Origin of the sequence: Streptomyces rubiginosohelvolus, from assembly GCF_014649875.1 — a bacterium.
In the GTDB taxonomy this organism is placed as follows: domain Bacteria; phylum Actinomycetota; class Actinomycetes; order Streptomycetales; family Streptomycetaceae; genus Streptomyces; species Streptomyces rubiginosohelvolus.
The window spans coordinates 227,436-249,861 of sequence record NZ_BMTW01000002.1 but is presented as its reverse complement, the minus strand read 5'-3'; the positions used below and the strand labels follow the sequence as shown (position 1 = coordinate 249,861).

General features: G+C 70.0%; 16 protein-coding genes. 14 read left to right on the top strand and 2 right to left on the bottom strand.

Annotated features, from left to right (window positions below; translation table 11 throughout):
* The first annotated feature begins 20 nt into the window (after positions 1 to 20).
* From IE134_RS08460 to IE134_RS08425, 8 genes are all read left to right on the top strand, one after another.
* Positions 21 to 941 (top strand): carbohydrate ABC transporter permease, encoded by a 921-nt coding sequence (locus IE134_RS08460; RefSeq protein WP_032786848.1) that lies wholly within the window; start codon positions 21 to 23, stop codon positions 939 to 941.
* A complete protein-coding gene (locus IE134_RS08455; protein WP_030709820.1) occupies positions 941 to 1,891 on the top strand; it encodes a carbohydrate ABC transporter permease in 951 nt (316 codons plus the stop codon). Before IE134_RS08460 ends, IE134_RS08455 begins: the two co-directional genes overlap by 1 nt.
* Positions 1,892 to 2,117: 226 nt before the next feature.
* Positions 2,118 to 3,317, top strand: a complete 1,200-nt coding sequence (locus tag IE134_RS08450) for an ROK family transcriptional regulator (RefSeq protein ID WP_010072512.1) — start codon at positions 2,118 to 2,120, stop codon at positions 3,315 to 3,317.
* Positions 3,318 to 3,437: 120 nt separating this feature from the next.
* Positions 3,438 to 4,550 (top strand): sugar ABC transporter substrate-binding protein, encoded by a 1,113-nt coding sequence (locus IE134_RS08445; RefSeq protein ID WP_030709821.1) that lies wholly within the window; start codon positions 3,438 to 3,440, stop codon positions 4,548 to 4,550.
* A 301-nt stretch (positions 4,551 to 4,851) separates the two neighbouring features.
* Positions 4,852 to 5,640, top strand: a complete 789-nt coding sequence (locus IE134_RS08440) for an ATP-binding cassette domain-containing protein (RefSeq protein ID WP_010059429.1) — start codon at positions 4,852 to 4,854, stop codon at positions 5,638 to 5,640.
* Complete coding sequence (locus tag IE134_RS08435) at positions 5,637 to 6,971, top strand: sugar ABC transporter permease (protein ID WP_373296745.1); 1,335 nt, start codon at positions 5,637 to 5,639, stop codon at positions 6,969 to 6,971. The genes IE134_RS08440 and IE134_RS08435 overlap by 4 nt, the downstream gene beginning before the upstream one ends.
* Positions 6,972 to 7,135: 164 nt before the next feature.
* Positions 7,136 to 9,049: a 1-deoxy-D-xylulose-5-phosphate synthase gene (gene dxs, locus IE134_RS08430; protein ID WP_098895706.1), complete on the top strand. Its 1,914-nt coding sequence runs from the start codon at positions 7,136 to 7,138 to the stop codon at positions 9,047 to 9,049.
* A gap of 188 nt (positions 9,050 to 9,237) precedes the next feature.
* The gene (locus IE134_RS08425; RefSeq protein WP_030709826.1) at positions 9,238 to 10,704 is read left to right on the top strand and encodes an amino acid permease; all 1,467 of its coding nucleotides are present in this window, start codon (positions 9,238 to 9,240) and stop codon (positions 10,702 to 10,704) included.
* Here IE134_RS08425 and IE134_RS08420 read toward each other — a convergent pair.
* Together IE134_RS08420 and IE134_RS08415 are read right to left on the bottom strand one after the other, a co-directional pair.
* A complete protein-coding gene (locus tag IE134_RS08420) occupies positions 10,701 to 11,096 on the bottom strand; it encodes an NYN domain-containing protein (protein ID WP_030709828.1) in 396 nt (131 codons plus the stop codon). The two genes, IE134_RS08425 and IE134_RS08420, sit on opposite strands and share 4 nt — an antisense overlap.
* 39 nt (positions 11,097 to 11,135) lie before the next feature.
* Entirely contained in the window at positions 11,136 to 12,215 is a 1,080-nt protein-coding gene (locus tag IE134_RS08415; protein ID WP_032786856.1) for an LCP family protein, read from the bottom strand.
* 299 nt (positions 12,216 to 12,514) lie between these two features.
* On the opposite strand from IE134_RS08415, the gene IE134_RS08410 reads away from it, so the two are divergent.
* The 6 genes from IE134_RS08410 (at position 12,515) to IE134_RS08385 (ending at position 22,382) form a co-directional block, all read left to right on the top strand.
* On the top strand, positions 12,515 to 13,645 hold the full coding sequence (locus tag IE134_RS08410) for a PLL family lectin (protein ID WP_189430085.1): 1,131 nt from the start codon (positions 12,515 to 12,517) through the stop codon (positions 13,643 to 13,645).
* A 204-nt stretch (positions 13,646 to 13,849) separates the two neighbouring features.
* A complete protein-coding gene (locus IE134_RS08405; RefSeq protein WP_078614340.1) occupies positions 13,850 to 15,490 on the top strand; it encodes a stealth family protein in 1,641 nt (546 codons plus the stop codon).
* Positions 15,491 to 15,505: 15 nt separating this feature from the next.
* Entirely contained in the window at positions 15,506 to 17,113 is a 1,608-nt protein-coding gene (locus IE134_RS08400; protein ID WP_030709832.1) for a sugar phosphotransferase, read from the top strand.
* Entirely contained in the window at positions 17,110 to 18,873 is a 1,764-nt protein-coding gene (locus IE134_RS08395; protein ID WP_030709834.1) for a stealth family protein, read from the top strand. The genes IE134_RS08400 and IE134_RS08395 overlap by 4 nt, the downstream gene beginning before the upstream one ends.
* The gene (locus IE134_RS08390) at positions 18,870 to 20,966 is read left to right on the top strand and encodes a glycosyltransferase family 4 protein (RefSeq protein ID WP_030709836.1); all 2,097 of its coding nucleotides are present in this window, start codon (positions 18,870 to 18,872) and stop codon (positions 20,964 to 20,966) included. Before IE134_RS08395 ends, IE134_RS08390 begins: the two co-directional genes overlap by 4 nt.
* Before the next feature lie 21 nt (positions 20,967 to 20,987).
* Positions 20,988 to 22,382 (top strand): GDSL-type esterase/lipase family protein, encoded by a 1,395-nt coding sequence (locus IE134_RS08385; RefSeq protein WP_030709837.1) that lies wholly within the window; start codon positions 20,988 to 20,990, stop codon positions 22,380 to 22,382.
* Positions 22,383 to 22,426 lie beyond the last annotated feature (44 nt).

Below are 22,426 nucleotides of genomic sequence, written 5' to 3'. Positions count from 1 at the left end.
GAAGGTCGGAGTCGGTAACGATGCAACACGGTAAATACCGGTTCATAGTCGGGTTCTTGGTGGTCCCGATGACGTTGTACGTCATCTTCGTCATCTGGCCCTTCATCCAGTCCATCTACTACTCGTTCACGGACTGGACGGGTCTGAGTCCCGACTTCAAGATGGTCGGGTTCGACAACTACACCAAGATGCTGGACGACGACGTCTTCTGGAAATCGCTGCAGCACAGTGTGCTGCTGGCGGTGCTGCTCCCGCTGGTGACGCTGGGCCTCGCGCTCTTCTTCGCCTTCATGCTCAACGTGGGCGGGCGGCGCCGCAAGGGCGCCGCCGTCACCGGCGTACGGGGCTCGGGGTTCTACAAGATCGCGTACTTCTTCCCGCAGGTGCTCTCGATCGCGATCGTGGCCATCCTGTTCCAGTTCGCCTTCGACCCGGCCCAGGGCATGATCAACGGCACGCTGAAGGCCGTCGGTTTCAAGGACGTACCGGACTGGCTGGGCGACCCGAACCTGGCCCTGTGGGTCATCATGGCGGTCCTCGTCTGGTGCACCACCGGCTTCTTCGTGGTGCTGTTCTCCGCGGGCATGGCCTCCATCCCCAAGGACTTCTACGAGGCGGCCCTGCTGGACGGGGCGAGCCGCTTCACGACCTTCTTCCGGATCACGCTGCCCCTGCTGTGGGACACGGTCCAGTCCGGCTGGGTCTACATGGGCATCCTGGCGCTCGGCGCCGAGGGCTTCGCCATCGTCCACATCATGAGCGTCGGTCCCGGCGGGCCCGACTACTCGACCACCGTCCTGCCGCTGTACGTGTACCAGTCGGCGTTCCGTGACGGACAGGCGGGCTACGCGACCACGATCGGTGTCGCCCTGCTCATCGTGACGCTGGCGTTCGCCGCCATCGTCATGCGGGTGGGCCGGCGCGAGCGGCTGGAGTTCTGATGAAGACCACTGACACCCCTCCGTCCGGGCCCTCCGGAACCCCGTCCGACGCCGACGCGGCCAAGGTCCCGGCCCAGCGGGCCGGCACGGTCTCCAAGGGCGCCTCCGCCCCCGCGAAGAGCAGCGAGGGCACCGTCCTCAACGTCTTCTCGCACGGGATGCTGATCCTGTGGGCGATCATGGTCGTCCTGCCGCTGTTCTGGGCGGTGATGTCCTCGTTCAAGACGGACTCGGACATCTTCAACACTCCGTGGTCGCTGCCCAGTTCGCTGAGCTTCGACGCCTGGGGCCGGGCCTGGAGCCAGGCCCACATGAGCGAGTACTTCCTGAACACCATCCTGGTGGTGGGCGGCTCGCTCACCGGCACCCTGGTCCTCGGGTCCATGGCCGCCTATGTGCTGGCCCGCTTCGAGTTCCCCGGGAACCGCTTCATTTACTTCTTGTTCGTCGGCGGCATGAGCTTCCCGATCATGCTGGCGCTGGTCCCGCTGTTCTACGTCATGGACAACATGGGGCTGCTGAACACGATCCACGGCCTGATCCTCGTGTACATCGCGTACTCGCTGCCGTTCACCGTGTTCTTCCTGACCTCGTTCTTCCGTACGCTGCCGACCTCGGTGGCGGAGGCGTCGATCATCGACGGGGCCTCGCACACCCGCACGTTCTTCCAGGTCATGCTGCCGATGGCCAAGCCCGGCCTGATCAGCGTCGGGATCTTCAACTTCCTGGGGCAGTGGAACCAGTACATGCTGCCGACGGTGCTGAACACCGACCCGGAGAAGCGGGTGCTGGCGCAGGGCCTGGTGGAGCTGGCCGCCAGCCAGGGCTACAAGGGCGACTACTCCGGCCTCTTCGCCGGTCTGGTGATCGCGATGCTGCCCGTGCTGGCCGCGTACATCATCTTCCAGCGCCAGGTCGTCTCCGGACTGACGGCGGGCGCGCTGAAGTAGGCCACCCGAAGGTCACGTATCCACAACGGCCCGGTGCCCCGGCGGACTCGATCCGCCGGGGCACCGGGCCGTTACGGGGTGCGCCGGTGCTCAGGTCTTGACGGGAGGCACCCCCGAACGGTCAGCTTAGAGTTCACATGTTGGAGGAAGCCGGGGTCTCATCGCTGCGGCCCCGGCCGGGGCGGTCCTCAGGGACCGCCCGCCAAGGGCAGGAGTGGATGAGTCGATGGAGACTCCCGGGTCGCAGACATCGCTGCACAGGGCCAATCTGGAGCGGGTCGTCCGCGCCGTACGGATGGCGGGATCGCTCACCCAGGCGGAGATCGCCCGGAGCACCGGCCTCTCCGCGGCCACGGTCTCCAATATCGTCCGGGAGCTGAAGGACGGCGGAACGGTCGAGGTCACGCCCACCTCGGCGGGCGGCCGGCGGGCCCGCAGCGTCTCGCTCAGCGGCGACGCGGGCATCGTCATCGGCGTCGACTTCGGCCATACGCATCTGCGCGTCGCCGTCGGCAACCTCGCCCACCAGGTCCTCGCCGAGGAGTCCGAGCCGCTGGACGTCGACGCCTCCTCCGCCGAGGGCTTCGACCGCGCCGAGGTGCTGGTCAAGCGGCTGATCGAGGCCACCGGGATCGGCCCGGACAAGGTGATCGGCGTCGGTCTCGGCGTACCGGGCCCCATCGACGTCGAGTCCGGCACGCTGGGCTCCACCTCGATCCTGCCGGGCTGGACGGGCATCAACCCCAGCGAGGAGCTCTCCGGCCGCCTCGGCGTGCCCGTGTACGTCGACAACGACGCCAACCTCGGGGCGCTGGGCGAGCTGGTCTGGGGGAGCGGCCGGGGCGTCAAGGACCTCGCGTACATCAAGGTGGCCAGCGGCGTCGGCGCCGGTCTGGTGATCGACGGGACCATCTACCGGGGCCCCGGCGGCACGGCCGGCGAGATCGGGCACATCACGCTCGACGAGTCGGGCCCGGTCTGCCGCTGCGGCAACCGCGGCTGCCTGGAGACCTTCACCGCCGCCCGGTACGTCCTGCCGCTGCTCCAGCCCAGCCACGGCCCCGGGCTGACCATGGAGCGGGTGGTCCAGCTGGCCCGGGAGGGCGACCCGGGGTGCCGCCGGGTGATCGGGGACGTGGGCCGCCACATAGGCAGCGGTGTGGCCAACCTGTGCAATCTGCTCAACCCCAGCCGCGTCGTGCTCGGCGGCTCGCTGGCGGAGGCCGGGGAGCTGGTCCTGGGGCCCATACGGGACTCCGTGTCGCGGTACGCGATCCCCAGCGCCGCCCGGCAGCTCTCGGTCCTTCCCGGGGCGCTCGGCGGCCGTGCCGAGGTGCTGGGCGCACTCGCCCTGGTGCTCAGCGAGATGGGGGATTCAACCCTTTTGGAGAGCACCCTCCCCGTGGCCACTCCTGCCTTCACTTAGATAACGAATGGCACCGTTGTCATCTCGTTAAGGATTTACTCCTTGACGCTGGCGCTGGGGCCGAGTTGACTTCCAGCCACCTCGGCCGCAACGTCGCGGCCTCGTCAGGGAGGTTCGAGAATGAACACGCGTATGCGTCGTGCCGCCGTTGCCGTTGCCGCCACCACGATGGCGATCTCGCTGGCCGCTTGCGGGAGCGCCAAGGAGTCCGGCGACAAGGCCGAAGGGAGCTCGGAGAAGAAGGGCGACGACCTGAAGATAGGTCTGCTCCTTCCCGAGAACCAGACGGCCCGTTACGAGAAGTTCGACCGGCCGATCATCGAGAAGAAGATCAGCGAGCTCACCGGCGGCAAGGCGAAGGTCACCTACGCCAACGCCAAGCAGGATGCGAACACGCAGGCCCAGCAGGTCGACACCATGATCACCAACAAGGTCGACGCCCTGATCCTGGGCTCGGTCGACTCCAAGGCGATCGCCAACAGCGTCAAGAAGGCCAAGGAGGCCGGCATCCCGGTCGTCGCCTTCGACCGCCTCGCCGAGGGCCCCATCGACGCCTACACCTCCTTCGACAACGAAGAGGTCGGCCGGGCCCAGGGCACCGCCCTGCTGGAGGCCCTGGGCGACAAGGCCGACGGCGGCACGATCGTGATGATGAACGGTGCGATCACCGACCCGAACGCCGCCCTGTTCAAGAAGGGCGCCAAGTCCGTCCTCGACGGCAAGGTGAAGTACGGCAAGGAGTACGACACCAAGGAGTGGAAGCCGGAGAACGCCAACGCCAACATGGAAGCGGCGATCACCGCGCTCGGCAAGGACAAGATCGACGGCGTCTACTCCGCCAACGACGGCATGGCGGGCGGCATCATCACCGCCCTCAAGGGCGCCGGCCTCTCGCCGCTCCCGCCGGTCACCGGCCAGGACGCCGAGCTCGCGGGTGTGCAGCGCATCGTCTCCGGTGAGCAGTTCATGAGCGTCTACAAGTCCTACCCGGCCGAGGGCATCGTCGCCGCGGAGATGGCCGTCGCGCTCGCCAAGGGCGAGAAGCTCGACTCCATCGCCACCTCCAAGGTCGACAGCGCCACCACCAAGGGCATCCCGACGGTCCTCGTCCCGGTCGTCTCGCTGACCAAGGACAACATCAAGGACACCGTCATCAAGGACGGCATCTGGACGCTGGACGAGATCTGCTCGGCCAAGTACAAGGCCGACTGCGACAAGATCGGTCTGAAGTAGTCCCCCGGGGCTCCGGCCCCAGGGACCCGGCCCGCCCCCGAGCTGCCGGGTCCCGCCCGCTCCACCGCCACCCGGTCCGCCGCGCCCCCGCGCGAGGGCCGGGCGGCCCACCGCCCGCGCGGGCGAAGGCCCCCGGCCCGCCCGCGTCACGAAGCCTGTCCGGCGTCCCGCACACCAACCGTCCCGCTACCGGGCGGGGCGCCGGACGGAACGCTTCACCGCTCTTCCCGTATCTCTTCTGCTCGACACCGCCGCGCCTTCCCCCGGGTGCGGCATCCCCGCCGGTCAGGCGGCGAAGGAGATGGTTCATGTGTCCGCTACGCCCGTGTTGGCGTTGCGAGGGGTCTCCAAGCGCTTCGGTGCCGTCCAGGTACTCACCGATGTAGAGCTTGAGGTCCACGCCGGCGAGGTGGTCGCCCTGGTCGGCGACAACGGCGCCGGTAAATCAACGCTGGTCAAGACGATCGCCGGAGTGCACCCCATCGATGACGGCGTCATCGAGTGGGAGGGCCGGGCGGTGCAGATCAACAAGCCGCACGACTCCCAGAACCTGGGCGTCGCGACCGTCTATCAGGACCTCGCGCTGTGCGACAACATCGATGTCGTCGGCAACCTCTACCTGGGCCGGGAGCTGCGCAAGTTCGGCATCCTGGACGAGGTGGAGATGGAGCGCCGCTCCCGCGAGCTGCTCTCCACGCTCTCCATCCGGATCCCGAGCGTCCGCATCCCGATCGCCTCGCTCTCCGGCGGCCAGCGCCAGACCGTGGCCATCGCCCGGTCGATGCTCGGTGAGCCCAAGCTCGTCATCCTCGACGAGCCGACCGCCGCCCTCGGCGTCGAGCAGACCGCCCAGGTCCTCGACCTCGTCGAGCGGCTGCGCGAGCGCGGTCACGCGGTCATCCTCATCAGCCACAACATGGCCGACGTGAAGGCCGTGGCCGACAAGGTCGCCGTGCTCCGGCTGGGCCGGAACAACGGTGTCTTCGATGTGAAGACCACCTCCCAGGAAGAGATCATCTCCGCCATCACGGGCGCCACGGACAACGCCGTGACCCGACGTGCGGCGCGCAACGCGGAGGTTTCCAAGTGACCACCGACGAGACCACCAACACGGTGGACAAGAGCAGCACCTCGCTGGACAAGGGCACCGACCCGGTGGACGCGCCGCCGGTCGGCAACCCGGACGCCGCCGAGGGCGCCGCCACGGTCGTCGACCCCCGTCTGCTGATCCGCGAGCAGGGCTTCGCCGGCTACCTCACCGAGTTCAAGCGCAAGATCAGCGGCGGTGACCTGGGCTCGATCCCGGTGATCATCGGCCTCGCGATCATCGCCATCGTCTTCCAGAGCCTGAACTCCGAGTTCCTCTCCGCGAAGAACATCAGCGACATCGCGGTCACCATGGTCGCCACCGGCATGATGGCCGTGGGCATCATCTTCGTCCTGCTGCTCGGCGAGATCGACCTCTCGGTCGGCTCCGTCTCCGGCGTCTCCGGCGCCCTGGTCGCGGTGCTCAGCGTCACCCAGGGCATGAACGAATGGCTGGCGATCGTCGTCGCCATCGTCAGCGGCGCGGTGATGGGCGCGATCCACGGCTTCTTCTTCGCCCGGATCGGGGCCCCGGCCTTCGCCGTCACCCTGGCCGGCCTGCTGTTCTGGCTCGGCTTCATGCTCCAGCTGCTCGGCGACTCCGGCACGATCAACCTGGACGGCGAAGGGGTGGTCGGCCAGCTGACCACGTACTACTTCACCGACGTCGCCGCCGCCTACGGGCTCGCCGCGATCGCGGTCGTCGGCTACTTCGCCGCCGCCTTCGTGGACACCCGCCGCCGCGAGGCCGCGGGTGTCCCGTCCCGGCCGATCGCCGACATCGCCGTGCGCACCGCGGTCCTCGCGGTGTTCGCCTTCGCCGCCGCGTACATGTTCAACCAGTACCGCGGCCTGCCGCTCGCGCTGGTCCTCTTCCTGATCGTCCTGGTCGGCACGGACTTCCTGCTCCGCCGGACGGCCTACGGGCGGAAGATCTTCGCGCTCGGCGGCAGCGTCGAGGCCTCCCGGCGTGCCGGTATCAACGTCACCGCGATCCGGATCTCCGTCTTCTCCATCGCGGGCACCTTCGCGGCGATCGGCGGCCTGTTCTGGGCCTCCAAGATCGCGGCGGCCAACCAGGGCTCCGGCACCGGCGACCTCCTGATGAACGTCATCGCGGCGGCCGTCATCGGCGGCACCAGCCTCTTCGGCGGACGCGGCCGCACCTGGAACGCCCTGCTCGGCGTCATGGTGATCGTCTCGATCCAGTACGGACTGTCGCTGGAGGGCATCGCCACGCCGATCCAGTACATGGTCACCGGCGCCGTGCTGCTCGCCACGGTCGTCATCGACTCCGTCACCCGTAAGACCCAGAAGACCGCGGGTCGCGCCTGACCGCACGTTCGCGCAGGTGCCCGGCGTCCCGACAGGGGCTGCCGGGCACCTGCGCGTGTCCGGGTATCGCTACGAACAGGCCCGCCCGCTGCTCACGTCCGGTAGCGGAACATTAGACTCATCGGATCGGCACGCTCGATCAGCTCAAACGCAAGGAGGCACGGGTGGATCTGCTGACCCGCATCAAGGGACCGCGCGACCTGGACCGGCTCAGCCTCGGTGAGCTGGACCAGCTCGCGGAGGAGATCCGCACCTTCCTGGTGGACGCGGTGTCCAAGACCGGCGGCCACCTCGGACCCAACCTGGGCGTCGTCGAGCTCACCATCGCCCTGCACCGGGTCTTCGAGTCCCCCAAGGACAAGGTGCTCTGGGACACCGGCCACCAGGCCTACGTCCACAAGCTGCTCACCGGCCGCCAGGACTTCTCCCGGCTCAAGAGCAAGGGCGGCCTGTCCGGCTACCCCTCCCGCGCCGAGTCCGACCACGACATCATCGAGAACAGCCACGCCTCCGGGGTCCTCGGCTGGGCCGACGGCATGGCCAAGGCGAACGAGGTCCTGAAGAAGGACGACCACGTCGTCGCGGTGATCGGTGACGGCGCGCTCACGGGCGGTATGGCCTGGGAGGCGCTGAACAACATCGCCGCCGCCAAGGACCGCCCCCTCGTCATCGTCGTCAACGACAACGAGCGCTCCTACGCCCCGACCATCGGCGGCCTGGCCAACCACCTCGCCACGCTCCGTACGACCGACGGTTACGAACGGTTCCTGGCCCGCGGCAAGGACTTCCTGGAGCGCACGCCCGTCGTCGGCCGCCCGCTGTACGACACCCTGCACGGCGCCAAGAAGGGCCTCAAGGACTTCATCGCCCCGCAGGGCATGTTCGAGGACCTCGGCCTGAAGTACGTCGGCCCGATCGACGGCCACGACATCGAGGCCCTGGAATCCGCTCTCCAGCGCGCCAAACGCTTCGGCGGCCCGGTCATCGTGCACTGCCTCACCGAGAAGGGCCGCGGCTACACCCCGGCCCTGGAGGACGAGGCGGACCGCTTCCACGCGGTCGGCAAGATCCACCCGGACACCGGCCTGCCGATCTCCACCTCCGGCCTCGACTGGACCTCCGTCTTCGGCGAGGAGATGGTCAAGCTCGGCCAGGAGCGCGAGGACATCGTCGCGATCACGGCCGCCATGCTCCAGCCGGTCGGCCTCGGCAAGTTCGAGGAGGCCTTCCCGGACCGGATCTACGACGTCGGCATCGCCGAGCAGCACGGCGCGGTCTCCGCGGCCGGCCTCGCCACCGGCGGCCTCCACCCGGTCTTCGCGGTCTACGCCACCTTCCTCAACCGCGCCTTCGACCAGGTCCTGATGGACGTCGCCCTGCACAAGTGCGGCGTCACCTTCGTCCTGGACCGGGCCGGCATCACCGGCACGGACGGCGCGTCGCACAACGGCATGTGGGACATGTCGATCCTCCAGTGCGTGCCCACGCTCCGGATCGCCGCCCCGCGCGACGCCGACCAGGTCCGCGCCCAGCTGCGCGAGGCCGTCGCCGTCGATGACGCGCCCACCGTGGTCCGTTTCTCCAAGGGCGCGGTCGGCCCCGCCGTCCAGGCGGTCGGCAAGGCCGGCGGCATGGACATCCTGCGCAAGCCCAAGGCGGCTCGCCCGGACGTCCTGATCGTCTCCGTCGGCGCGCTCGCCCCGATGTGCCTGGAGATCGCCGAGCTGCTGGACGCCCAGGGCATCTCCAGCACCGTCGTCGACCCCCGTTGGGTCAAGCCCGTCGACGAGGCCCTCGCCCCGCTCGCCGAGCGCCACCGCGTCGTCGTCACGGTCGAGGACAACAGCCGCGCCGGAGGCGTCGGCTCCGCCGTGGCCCAGGCCCTGCGCGACGCCGGTGTCGACGTACCGCTGCGCGACTTCGGCATCCCGCCGGTCTTCCTCGACCACGCCTCGCGCGGCGAGGTCATGGCCGACATCGGGCTGACCGCGCCGGACATCGCCCGGCAGGTGACGGGCCTGGTCGCCAAGCTGGACGGCCGCTTCGAGAGCCGCGCGGTGGAGCCCGCCCGCGACTGATCCGCAGTCTCCGTACGGCCGACGGGCCGGGAGAACCGCCCCTGTACGGGTGGTTCTCCCGGCCCATTCGCGTGAAACGGGCCGGATGGCGCGTTCCCGTGCCTGGCCGGTCCGAATCATGGCGTTCACAACCAATGCGTGGAGGTACGCAGGTGAGCGCGCAGGTCACACCACCCCGCGGAAACGGAATGTTCCGCACCAAGTCCGTCGAACAGTCGATCCGTGACACCGAGGAGCCGGAACACGGGCTCAAGAAGTCCCTCTCCGCCCTGGACCTGACGGTCTTCGGCGTCGGCGTCATCATCGGGACCGGCATCTTCGTCCTCACCGGCCAGGTCGCCAAGGAGACCGCGGGCCCCGCCACGGCCATCGCGTTCGTCGCGGCGGGCGTCGTGTGCGCCCTGGCCGCGCTCTGCTACGCCGAGTTCGCCTCCACCGTCCCGGTGGCCGGTTCCGCCTACACCTTCGCGTACGCCTCCCTGGGCGAACTGGTCGCCTGGATCATCGGCTGGGACCTGGTGCTGGAGTTCGCCCTGGGCACCGCCGTGGTCGCGGTCGGCTGGTCCGGCTACGTCCGTTCCCTGATGGACAACGTCGACTGGACGATGCCCGAGGTGCTCTCGGGGCCGGACGTGGCGGAAGGTTTCGGCTTCGACATCCTGGCCTTCGCGCTGGTGCTGGTGCTGACCGTCATCCTGGTCATCGGCATGAAGCTCTCCGCCCGGGTCACCTCGGTCGTGGTGGCGATCAAGGTCGCCGTGGTCCTCATGGTGATCATCGCGGGCCTGTTCTTCATCAAGGCCGAGAACTACAAGCCGTTCATCCCGCCGGCCGAGCAGCAGGAGACGGGCGGCGGCTGGGACGCCCCGCTGGTTCAGCTGATGTTCGGTTACGAACCCACCAACTTCGGCGTGATGGGCATCTTCACCGCCGCCTCCATCGTCTTCTTCGCCTTCATCGGCTTCGACGTGGTCGCCACCGCCGCCGAGGAGACCAAGCTGCCCCAGCGCGACATGCCGCGCGGCATCCTCGGCTCGCTCCTGATCTGCACGGTGCTCTACGTGGCGGTCTCCCTCGTGGTCACCGGCATGCAGAACTACACCGAACTGTCCATCAGCGCCCCGCTGGCCGACGCCTTCAAGGCCACCGGCCATCCGTTCTACGCCGGCCTGATCAGCTTCGGCGCCGCGGTCGGGCTCACCACGGTCTGCATGATCCTGCTGCTCGGCCAGACCCGTGTCTTCTTCGCGATGAGCCGGGACGGCCTGCTCCCGCGCTTCTTCTCCAAGACCCACCCGCGCTTCCGCACCCCGTACCGGCCGACGATCCTGCTCGGCGTGGTGATCGCGATCATCGCCGGGTTCACCAGCATCGAGGAGCTGGCCACCCTGGTGAACATCGGCACGCTCTTCGCGTTCGTCGTCGTCGCCCTCGGCGTCCTGGTCCTGCGCCGCACCCAGCCGGACCTGCCCCGCGCCTTCCGCACGCCGTTGGTCCCGCTGCTCCCGATCGTCTCGGTGGCCGCCTCGGTCTGGCTGATGCTCAACCTGCCGGTGGAGACCTGGGTGCGCTTCGGCGCCTGGATGGTGCTCGGCGTGATCATCTACTTCGCCTACGGGCGCTCCCACAGCCGGATGGCCAAGGAAGGGCGCTAGGGGTTCGAGCTCGGCCGTACCGTACGGGGTCCCACGCACCAGGCCCCGTACGCCTCGACCCGCTGTCGCAGTCCGCGGTCGGCGGTGACGACGACGCACTCCCGCTCAGGACCGGCGGCGGCCGCCAGTTCGGCGATCAGGTCGTCACCGCTGCCGGGGGCCGATGCGACCCGGACCCCGGCCACGGAGTCGACGCCCCGGGCGGCTCCCTCGACCACGAGCACGATCTCGACCGGTCCCGGCAGCCCCGGCAGCCCGGCCGCGGCGTACGGGACCAGGGAGTCGCGCAGCCGGACCGCCGCCCCGCGCCGGTCCCGCCACCAGCCGTCGGGCACGGACCCGACCACATTGGCGGCGTCCACGATCACCAGCACCGCTTCGTCGTCGCTCATCCCGGCAGGGTGTCACGGGGAGAGCGGTACGAGGGCCCGTCAGCCCCCGGTGGCGGGGGACTTCTTCGCTTCCTCGGGGATCGTCGTGTCCTCGCGGATCGCCTTCCACAGCTGACCGGACTGCGGTTCGGACGCGATCACCCGGTTCGGGTCGATCTTGTCGTACGCCACCGGCAGCATGATCGTCTCCATGGAGGCCGGGTCGACACCGTTCATGGAGCGGGCGAACTCCGCCAGCGAGGTGAGCGAGGCGAGCCCCGAGTCGGTGGTGAGCGACTGGGTGGCGGACTTGGCGATCTTGTACGAGTTCGTCGGGCTGCCCAGCAGGTCCTGCGACTTGACCTCGCTCAGCAGGGCCATCAGGAACTGCTGCTGGAGCCCGATACGGCCGAGGTCGCTGCCGTCGCCGATGCCGTGCCGGGTCCGGACGTACGCCAGGGACTCGGTGCCGTTCAGCTTCTGCGGGCCCGCGGTGAGGCTCAGCCCAGACGCCTTGTCGTCGATGTCCTGCGGTACGTCGACGGTGACCCCGCCGATCGCGTCGACCAGGTCCTTGAACCCGGCGAAGTTGATCTCCAGGTAGTGGTCGACGCGGACGCCCGACATCTTCTCCACCGTCTTCACCACACAGGCCGGACCGACCTGCGCGTAGACGGAGTTGAACATGACGCGCTCCTTGCCCGCCACCGTCGAGCCGTCGTCCTTGACGCACTCGGGCCGGGTCACCAGGGTGTCGCGCGGGATGGAGACGGCGACGGCCTTCGACCGGCCCTCGGGTATGTGCACCACCATCGCGGTGTCGGAGCGCGCGCCGCCGACGGAGCCGCCGCCGCCCAGCTCCTTGTTCTCCGCCCCGGCACGGGAGTCCGAGCCGAGGACCAGCAGGTTCTGCCCGCTGGTGGGGAGCTTCTCCGGGCGGTCCTCACCGAGCGCCTTGTTGATGTCGACGCCCTTGATGTTCCCGTCGAGCTGACTGTAGAGCCAGTAGAGGGTGCCACCGGTGGCGAGCAGCAGGACGAGCAGGACACCGAGCGTGATCTTGAGGCCGCGGCGGCGTTTGCGGGGCTTCGCCGCGCGTCGGGAGGCGCGGGGGCCCGGGGTCGTCTCGTCGTTGCTCATCGTGCGGGAGTCCTCACATCTCATTGCCCGTGAGGGCAGGGGAGTACAGGGGACTCGGGTGGGGCCGGTCCGGCCAGTGGGGGTGGCAGAGCAGTATAGACAAACTTTCGAATCGTGAGCGATTCCGTGCTCCCGTCACCCGCGCTACCAGGAAGCGAAATCGATGTGGCGATGCCATGGCGATCGAACGGAGATTCTATGATGGTCCAGCTTCGCGTCCGTCGCGGGCTCCTCATCCGGAGGGGCGAGCAGCGGTCCGGGCCCGGGGCGGGGGATCAAGGGAAGGACGACGTCACATCATGCGGGTCAAGTCAGGGCGTGCCGACCGGGGGAGCGTACGGGGGCGGGCGGCCGAGGGGTACGCGGAGGGCGCTCGGCCCTCCGCCGTGGCGGCGGTCTCCGGGCAGTGGCTGGTGCGGGGCAAGGACGGACGCCTGGCCGCCTACGCGCGCCACGCCGGCGGCGTGCTCCGGTGGACGGAGACGCGGCCCGGCGGGCCGGAGTGGTCCGGGCCGGACCTCTTCGAGGTGCCGCATCTGACGCATCTCTCCCTGGCCCAGGGCGCCGACGGTTATGTGCACTTCCTCGGGCGCCGGTCCGTACCGAAGGGGGACGGGCCGCCCGTCGTCGACGTGGTGCACGCCATCCAGTACCAGAGCGGCCGCGGACTCACGAGCTGGCACTCCCTGGGCAACCCGCGCAAGAACTCCGACCAGGCCTCGGGCCTCGGGGCGCCGGTGGGCGTGGTGGGCCCGACCGGCCTGGTGCACTTCTTCGTGCGCACGGGGGCCGGCGGCGTGATGCTGCGGCGCGACGACAAGGCCGGCGTGTGGGGGTCGTGGCACAACATGAACGCCCGGGGTGCCGAGGAGGGGATGGCGGTCACCCTCGGCCCGGCCGGGACCGTCGACCTCCTCGTGCCGGGCCCGGGCGTCGCGATGCACTGGCGTCAGTCGGCGCCGAACGGCGGCTTCACCCGGGAGCGCGACATCCCCGTCCAGATGGCGCCGGGCAGTGTGACCGCGCTGGCGACCGCGCCGGACCGGTGCACGTACTACTGGACCGACCCGGTCACCGGGGGAGTGGTGGCCCATCGCGTCGGAGGCTGGCTGATCCCCCTGGGCGGCGCCCCCGCCGAAGGGCCGGTCTCCGTCCTCAGGACGGTGCTCGACGGGTACGACTGCACGGTCCTCGCCCACCGCGACACCGACGGCCACGTCATGCTGGCGGCCTGCGGCACCGAGGGTGAGGAGGGTGGCCTCTGGTGGTCGCCGGCCGGCGAGCGGACGTCCACGGCACCGGCCTTGGCGACCGATCACGCGGGTCGGGTGGTGCTGGCGTCGATCGGTCTCGACGGAGCCCTGTCCATCGCGCGGCAGAGCCCCGAGCCGGGCCTGGCCATGGGGCCCGCCCGGCAGATCTCACATTGACATGAGGCGTCGATGTGGTGAAGATGTGCTCACTCTGTGAAACTTGAAGTTCTTTCATCTGTCCTTGGTGACGACTTGTGGTGAAAAAAGCACGGAGTGGCGGCCCACGGGGGGATCCGCTGGGAGTACTGCCGGTCGTCGACCGGCGGCGGATCGAGGGGTGGATGACGTGCGGCGGCTTCTGTGCGACCCGCGTTCGGGGCGATGGTCTTGACGATCATTCCCGAGCCGACGGTGAGGCCCTTCACGGAACCCCTGCCCGGCCCTTCACGGGGGCCCGTCGCCGCGGCGGCTCCCCGGCCCCGTCCGCAGCCGGCCGCCCCGAGCGCCCCGACGGCCGACGACATCTACGTCGAACCGGGCCTCACGCCGCTCGGCGCACGGGAGGCGAACCGCTCCGCCGTCGCCGATCTCCTGCGCTCCGCCGGAGTGTCCTTCTTCACCGTCCGGGGCGCCTCGGACCACGGCACCGTCCTGGCCGTCGCCGAGGAGGACAGGGAAGCCGTCCTGGGCGCCCTCTTCCGCGGCATGGGGCAGTACCCGGGACACCTGAGCGTGATCGACGAGCAGGCCGTGGCGCCCGCCGGCCCCCGCTCCTCCCGTGACCCCAAAGCCTGGCGCGGGGTCCGTACGGCAGCCGCGGTGCAGGCCAGCTGGTACCGGACGGACGCCGGCCGGCACCTGGTGATGGGTCACGAATACGGCTGCGCGGTGGAGTTCTGGGCATGGCGCGGTACGCATCTCGTCGCGCCCCGGGCCAACCGGGTCACCTGGGCGGTCTCGGGCGAGGGCCCCAACGTCCTCGGGGCCGCCCGGCTGTTCAGCCGTCTGGTGTCGGATCACACTCCGGAGCACGAGGCGCCCGCGCTGCCCACCCGGCCCGAGTTCCTGGTCGACTGCGTGGAGGACATCACCTTCCCCGTCGACGCCGTCTACACCTGGGTGGACGGGAACGACCCCGCCTGGCAGCAGCGCAAGGCCGCCGCGAAGGGTGAGGTCTACCACGCGGAGTCCGCGAGCGACGCCCGCTTCATCAGCCGTGACGAACTGCGCTACTCGGTGCGGTCGCTCCACATGTTCGCCCCCTGGATCCGCACCATCCACATCGTCACCGACGACCAGGTGCCGGCGTGGCTGCGCGAGGACGTGCCCGGGATCCAGGTGGTGAGCCACCGGGAGATCTTCCGTGACGCCGCGGACCTGCCGACGTTCAACTCGCACTCGATCGAGAGTCAACTGCACCACATCGAGGGCCTGTCCGAGCATTTCCTGTACTTCAACGACGACATGTTCATCGGCCGCCCGGTGACACCCCACGCCTTCTTCGCCCCGAGTGGAAAGGCGCGGTACTTCCCTTCGCGCAACCGCATCCCCCAGGGCCCGGTCGCCGACACCGACACCCCGGTCGACGCGGCCTGCAAGAACAACCGCGCGCTTCTGAGGGAACGTTTCGGCCGGGTGATCACCCAGCCCATGGAGCACATCCCCTACGCCCTGCGCCGCAGTGTGATGGAGGAGGCGGAGCAGGCGTTCCCGCAGGCCTGGGCGCGTACGGCGGCCAGCCGCTTCCGGGCCATGACGGACCTGTCCACGACGTCGTCCCTCGGGCTCTACTACGCGGCGCTGACCGGCCGGGCGCAACCGGCGGCCATGCCGTTCACCTATCTCCAGCTGGCGGTCCCCGATCTCGCGGACCGGCTGCAACGGCTCCTCGACGGCCGGAGCCAGGACTCCTTCTGTCTCAACGACGCCTTCTCCACCCCGGAGGACATCGAGGCCCAGCAAGAGGTTCTCGACGGATTCCTCAACGCCTACTTCCCCGTGCCCAGCCCCTACGAGCGATGAAACGGAGTTCCTGACATGACCGACGCGAACTCCGCCGCCCGGGTCTACCAGCGCATCGTCCCCCGCCCCGTGCGGGCCGTAGCGGGCAGCCGGGTGCCGCCCCGGGTCCGGCGCAAGGTCAAGGGCGGACTGGTCCGCACCCTGAACCGGCGTGAGGCGCGCCTGCACCAGCGCGCCCTGCGGCTCGTGCGGAAGGGGGACTTCGCGAGCGCCTCCGAGCGCCGCACGCGCACCCCCGACGGCCGCGTGGGCCATGTGCACCGGGGACTCACCGTCGACCTGGCCCGCCGCCTCGACCACGACCTGGTGACCTCCGCCCTGGACGCCGCCGAGATCCCCTGGTTCGCGGTCCCGGCCCTCGACGACCGGCGCATCTGCATCGCCGTGGAACAGCAGGACAAGGGGCAGGTGCGCCGGGTCCTGCGCGCCCTGCTCGAAGAGCACACCGGTTACGTCGTGTCGGCCTCGCCCGTCGACGACGACACCCGCATGACGCCCGGGAGTCACCTCAAGGCCTGGAAGAACTACGGCCGGGCCAAGGCGATCCGGGTGGTCTGGCTGCGCACCGAGCCCACCGAGAACCTCTGGGTCGGCGAGGACCAGGGCATCGAGATCGAGTTCTGGACGGTCAACACCGACCTGTCGCACGAGCGGCTGGTCGGACCCCGCCCCAACCGGGTCCAGCGTGTCGTCCCCCGGGACGCCGTGGGGATCGAGATCGCCTTCGACCGCCTCTCCGGCTACAGCGACATCGACGGCGATCTGAACCCCTCGGTCACCCTCGAAGCGTTCGACATCCCCCGTCTCGAAGAGATCTCCTTCCCGGTCGACGCCGTCCTGCTGTGGGAGCACCCGGGCCCCTGGGGCGAGGAACTGCTGCGGGCCACCCTGCGCTCCCTCCACCAGTACGCCCCCTGGACCGACGTCATCCACGTCGTGGCCCACGCACCGGTGCCCCCGTGGCTCGCCGATTTCGACGGCAGGCTCGCCGTGGTGCACCGCCACCCGGCCGACGGCCTCTTCCACCTCATCCCCGACATCGCGGAGCACTTCCTGTTGTTCCGCCCCGGCGCGCTCCTCGGACGCCCCACCCGCCCGTTCGACTACTTCATGCCCGACGGCACGACCCGCCCGCGCCGGGCGCGGTGGACGGCCGAGGAGTCCTTCGCCCCCTGGACCGCCCAGGCGTACGCCACGACCGGCCGCGCCGTCACCCAGTCCTACGCCCCGGGACCGCAGCCCTACAGCTGCTCCGTGCTCGGCCGGCTCGCGAACACCGGGGCCATGGGGGCGGCCGCGCCGGACGGGCAGACGCATCCGAGGCTTCCCGAGTGCCACCCGGCCGACGGGCTCTTCCACCACTTCGCGTACGCCGCCGGGCAGGCCGACCCCTCGGGCGAGCCGACCGCGGTGCTGCACGCGGCCCTCCCCGACATCTCCCTGCGGCTCCAGCGCCTGCTCGTACGCCGTGACCTGCAGCAGCTCCAGTTCTTCGGGCTCGGGAGCGACGAGGCTCTCCTGCGCGGCGGCGGCGAGAAGGTCGTCGCATTCCTGCGCCGCTACTTCCCCGTGGCGAGCCCGTTCGAGCACGCCCACCCAGAGGACCCGGAAACGTACACGTGAGCACAAGCAATCCGGAGGCATCGGCTGTCGTCGGGGTGTACCGCACTTTCGTTCCACGCTCCCTCAGACGCCGGGTCGCCCGCCGCGTCCCCGTGCGCCTGCGCAGCGGGGTCAAAGGGCTCCTGCGCCGCCTCCACATCCTCACCCTGGTCGCGCGGTTCGTCCGGGGCCGCCGGGCGCGACGTCGCTGGCCCCATCTCTTCGGGGCCTCGGAACGCCTCGCCGTACTCTCCGGCCGGGGCGGAATGATCGCCCTCGTGCGCTCCACCGCCTCCCCGCTGGGCCTGCGCGAAGCGAACCTGGAACTGATCGTCTCCCTCCTGGAGGACGCCGGGATCGACTACTTCGCCGTCCGGGGCACCTCCGACTTCCGGTCGGCCCTCGCCGTCGCGGAGGCGGACCGCGAACGGGTGGTCGCCGCGCTGGCGACCACGCGCGGCACCGCACCCGTCTACGTCTCCGCCTGCTCCGGCGAGCGGCTCGTCGGCCGATCGGCCCTCTGCGGCTCCTCGCGGGCCACCCGCACCGGCCGGCAGGCCCGGGTGCTCCGCACCGGCATGGTCTGGGCGGACCCGGGCAACTCCCTGGTGCTGGGGCTGCGTTACGGCTGCGACATCGAGTTCTGGCGGGCCGAGGACGGCCGCCTGGTCGCACCCCGGCCCAACCGGGTCACCGAGGACGTCGCGCTGGACGAGCCGCGGGTCAGCGTACCGGTCAGCCGGCTGACCGGGTTCGCCGCCCTGCACACCCGCCGGACCCGGTCGGTGCGCACGATCGAGGCGTGCGCGGACACCCTGCCGGAGGACGTGCGGTTCCCCGTGGACGTCGTCTACACCTGGGTGGACGGCTCCTCACCGGAGTGGCAGCAGCGGCGGGCCCAGTACGGCGGGGGCGGCTACCACGCCGAGTCGGCGAACGCCGCCCGCTACATCAGCCGGGACGAACTCCGTTACTCCCTGAGGGCGTTGGAGCAGAACGCGCCCTGGGTCCGGCATGTCTACCTGGTCACCGACCGGCAGACCCCGAAGTGGCTCAACCTGCGCAGCCCTCGCCTCACCGTGGTCGACCACACCGAGATCTTCCACGATCCGGTCGCGCTGCCGACGTACAACTCCCATGCCATCGAGAGCCAACTGCACCACATAGACGGCCTGTCCGAGCACTTCCTCTACTTCAACGACGACATGTTCCTGGGCTGCCCGACCACGGCCGGCGACTTCTTCCTGTCGAACGGCATGACCCGCACCTTCTTCTCCCCCTCGCAGGTGCCCAGGCGGGACCTCGGTGACGGGGACCGGCCCGTCGACGCCGCGGGGAAGAACAACAGGAAGATCATTTTCGACAACTTCGGCTCCGCCATCGTGCAGAAGCTCCGGCACGCGCCCTACGCCCTGCGGCGCAGCGTGCTGCACGAGATGGAGAAGGAGTTCGCCGAGGCGTACCACAGCACGTCGCACAGCAGATTCCGCAGCGCGACCGACATCTCCATCCCGTCCTCGCTCTACCACTACTACGCGTACTTCACCGGACGCGCCGTGCCCTCCGACATCAGCTTCGCCTACCTCGACCTGGCGAAGCCCGAGATCTCCAGAAGGCTGGGCATCCTGCTGGCCCGCCGCGACCGCCAGGCCTTCTGCATCAACGACACGGTCTCCGAGACCTTCGACGTGAACAAGCAGACCCTCATGCTGAAAGCCTTCCTCGACTCCTACTTCCCGGTGCCCAGCCCCTTCGAGCTCAAAGAGGGCGAAGCACGGTGAAGATCTCGTTCCTGATCAACAACATCTACGGCATCGGCGGAACCAACCGCACGGTGATCAACCTGGCCGAGGCGCTGGCCGCGCGCCACGAGATCGAGATCGTCTCGGTGTTCCGACGGGCCACCGCGACGAAGTTCGAGATCTCACCGCGGATCACCGTGCGGGCGCTGGTGGACCTGCGCCCCGGATCGCCGGACCTCAAGGCGAGCGGCCGCGACGAGCCGAGCGGCGTCGTTCCCCGCCAGGAGGAGTTCTACGCCCAGTACAGCAGGTTCACCGACACGCGGATCATCCAGGAGCTGAGCCGGACCTCCGCCGATGTGGTGGTGGGCACCCGGCCCAGCCTCAACCTCTTCGTCGCCCGGCACACCCGCGACGCGGCGCTGCGTGTCGCCCAGGAGCACATGACCCATCTGGCGATCCCCCCGGCGGTCCGGGCCGAGATGGCGCGCGTCTACCCCCGGCTCGACGCCGTCACGACGGTCACCGAGGCGGACGCCCGCTCCTTCCTGGAGAACACCCCGGTCCCCGGCATCCCCGTCGTCGGCATCCCCAACAGCGTGCCCCGGCCCGCCGTGGAACCGTCGGACGGCTCCAGCAAGGTCATCGTCAGCGCCGGCCGTATGCACCACGTCAAACGCTACGACCTGCTCATCCGCGCCTTCGGCGCGCTCGCCGACGAGTTCCCGGACTGGCAGCTGAGGATCTACGGCGACGGCGGCGAAGCCGCCAAACTGCGGGCGCTCGTCACCGAACTCGGCCTCGCGGGCCGGGCCCTGCTCATGGGCGGGTTCTCACCGATCGAGTCCGAGTGGGCCAAGGGCTCGATCGCCGCCGTCACCTCCAGCGCCGAGTCCTTCGGCATGACCCTGGTGGAGGCCATGCGCTGCGGACTGCCCGTCGTCTCCACCGACTGCCCCGTCGGACCGCGCGAGATCCTGCGCCACGGCGAGGACGGCCTGCTCGTCCGCACCGAGGACGCGGACGCGGTCGCCCAGGGCCTGCGCCTGCTGATGTCCGACGACCGGCTCCGCCGCGACATGGGCCTGGCCGCCCTGCGTAACTCCACCCGCTACGACCCCGACGCGGTCGCGGCGCGATACGAAGAACTCTTCGACGACGCCGTACGCCGACGCTCAGCGGCCGACCGCGGCTACCGCGCCCCCTCCGGCTCCACGGCCTCCGCCGGGCAGCCGGCCGTCTCCCCTCCCGTACCGCTCACCGCCGCACCGGTCGACGTCACGGCCGACGACGCGGGCTGGCTGAGGTTCGCCGCCAGCGGCCCGCAGGACGGGAAGTACCGCTGGCAGTTCACCCTCCGGCACAACCCGTCCGACGGGAAACGCCGCCCGGACATGCCGCTGCGCACCACCCGCAAGGCGCTCCCCAACGGCGGAACCCGCTACACGGCCGCCCTCACCCCCTCGGCCCTCGACGACCTCGGGGACGGCAGATGGCGGGTCACGATGACCTCGGCCCGGGCGGCCGGTGTCCATATGAAGGCCGGTATCCGGGACACCCGGAAGCTGATCGGCGCACGCGCCGCCGTCCTCGCCGGCGTCGGGTCCGGGCCCGTCGGCTGGAACCTCCCCTACGCCCAGCCGAACGGAAAGCTGATGCTCCGTACGGTGCTGCGCCAGGACCACGTCGAGTCGACCTCGGTCGCCGTCGGCGAGCACGGCATCACGGTGGAGGGCGTCCTCTGCGGGGCCGGCCGGATCGAGCCCGGCGCCCTCTTCGTCGTCAGCCGCCGCGGCCCGCACGCGGCCAACTTCACCGTTCCGGTCCGGGTGCTCCCGGGCAACGCCTTCCGCGTCGACGTACCGGTCCGCAAGGTGGTCGACCACCGGCTCGACCGGTGGGAGGACTGGGACTGGTGGCTCCAGCCGGAACCGGACAACTGGCGCAAGCTCCGGGTCTGCCACCTCCTGGAGGACTTCCCGGACGTCAAGAGCGTGTTCGTCTACCCCGCCGTACCCGTGGTGGGGGACGAGCCCTCCGACTTCGCCCGGCTCCACCCGGCCAGACCGGTCCGGGTGCGCCCCTACTGCTCCGCGTCGGGAGCCATGGCCATGAACGTGGTCGACCGCTAGAGATCCTTGAATGGGGATGAAATGAACCGCACGATATTTGTCCTCGGGGATTCCGTTCCGGCGCCACGCACGGAGGAGGAAGCCCCCATGGCCGGCTGGGGGCAGAAGATCCAGGAACTGCTCGTCGGCCCGATCGAGGTCGCGAACTACGCGCGCAGCGCCATGACGACGCGCAAGTACTACACCGAACGCTTCGCCGGCCTGCTCAACCGGATGCGCCCCGGGGACATCGTCCTGCTCGGATTCGGCGGCGTGGACCACATGATCCACAACGGGATGCGGTACGTGCCCGTGCCCGAGTACCAGGAACTCCTCGCGCTCTTCACCGACTACATCCGCAGCGAGGGGGGAGTACCGGTGATGGTGACCCCCACCGCGCGCTACGCCTTCTCCGCGACGGGCGAGGTGAAGAACACCCGCGGCGACTACCCCCGGGCCATGGCGGAGACGGCCGCCGAGCGCGGGGTGCCGCTCATCGACCTCACCGGCATGACGATGAGCCTGTGGTCCAGGATCGGGCCGACCCGGCTGCGCCAGTACTTCTGCTGGGTCGACGCGGGCGAGCACCCCCTCCACCCGGACGGGAACATCGACTCCAGCCACCTGAACCACCCGGGCGCCTACGAGGTGGCCCGCCTCGTCGTCGCCGCCCTGGTCGAGCAGTCCGTACTCGGCCGCGCCGACGTGGACGTCGCGGCACTCATGGAGCCCGAGGGACTGCCCGCGGTCTCCCAGGAGTTCACGGTCCAGTCGCCCGAGTCGGCGCTGAACTACGGGTCGCGCACAGGTGGTGCGCCGACCCTCGCGCGCCCGGCCGCCGGTGCCACCGTGGGCCCGATGACCAAGTTCTCGGGAACGGCCGCGCCGGGCACGGACTACCTGCTTTTCTTCGAGCAGGGCCGGTACATCGGCGGAACGGGCGTGGGCGCGGCCGGCCAGTGGCTGTGGCGGCGCGCCGTCGAGTGGACCCCGGGCGAGCACGTCGTCCAGTGCGTCGCGCTGCGGGCGGACGGCTGCTCACCCCCGGTGGAGCAGCACTTCCAGGTGCTCGCCGGAGTGGAGCCGCCCGTCATCACCGCCCCGAAGGAGGGCAAGTTCTCGGGGCCGAAGGTCCGTTTCGCCGGACGCACCCGGCCCGGTGCCACCAAGGTCGTCCTGATGGAGGCCGGACGGCTGATCGGCGCGACCGCCGTGGACGAGAAGGGGGAGTGGCACTACACCCACGCCCACCGCTGGCGGGCCGGACACCACGCCGTCGAGGCCGTCGCGCTGTTCGGCGCACAGGAATCGGCCCCCACCGCCGTCCGGTTCAAGGTCGTCGGCATCCCGGAGAACAGCGGCATCCGCGCGGCCGGCAGCTCCCGTGAGGAGTGCGGCGAGGTGTGCAACCACCGCCCCTTCAGCGGCACTTGGTGATGCGGAACGGGCCGTACGGGATGATCCCGTACGGCCCGTTCGTC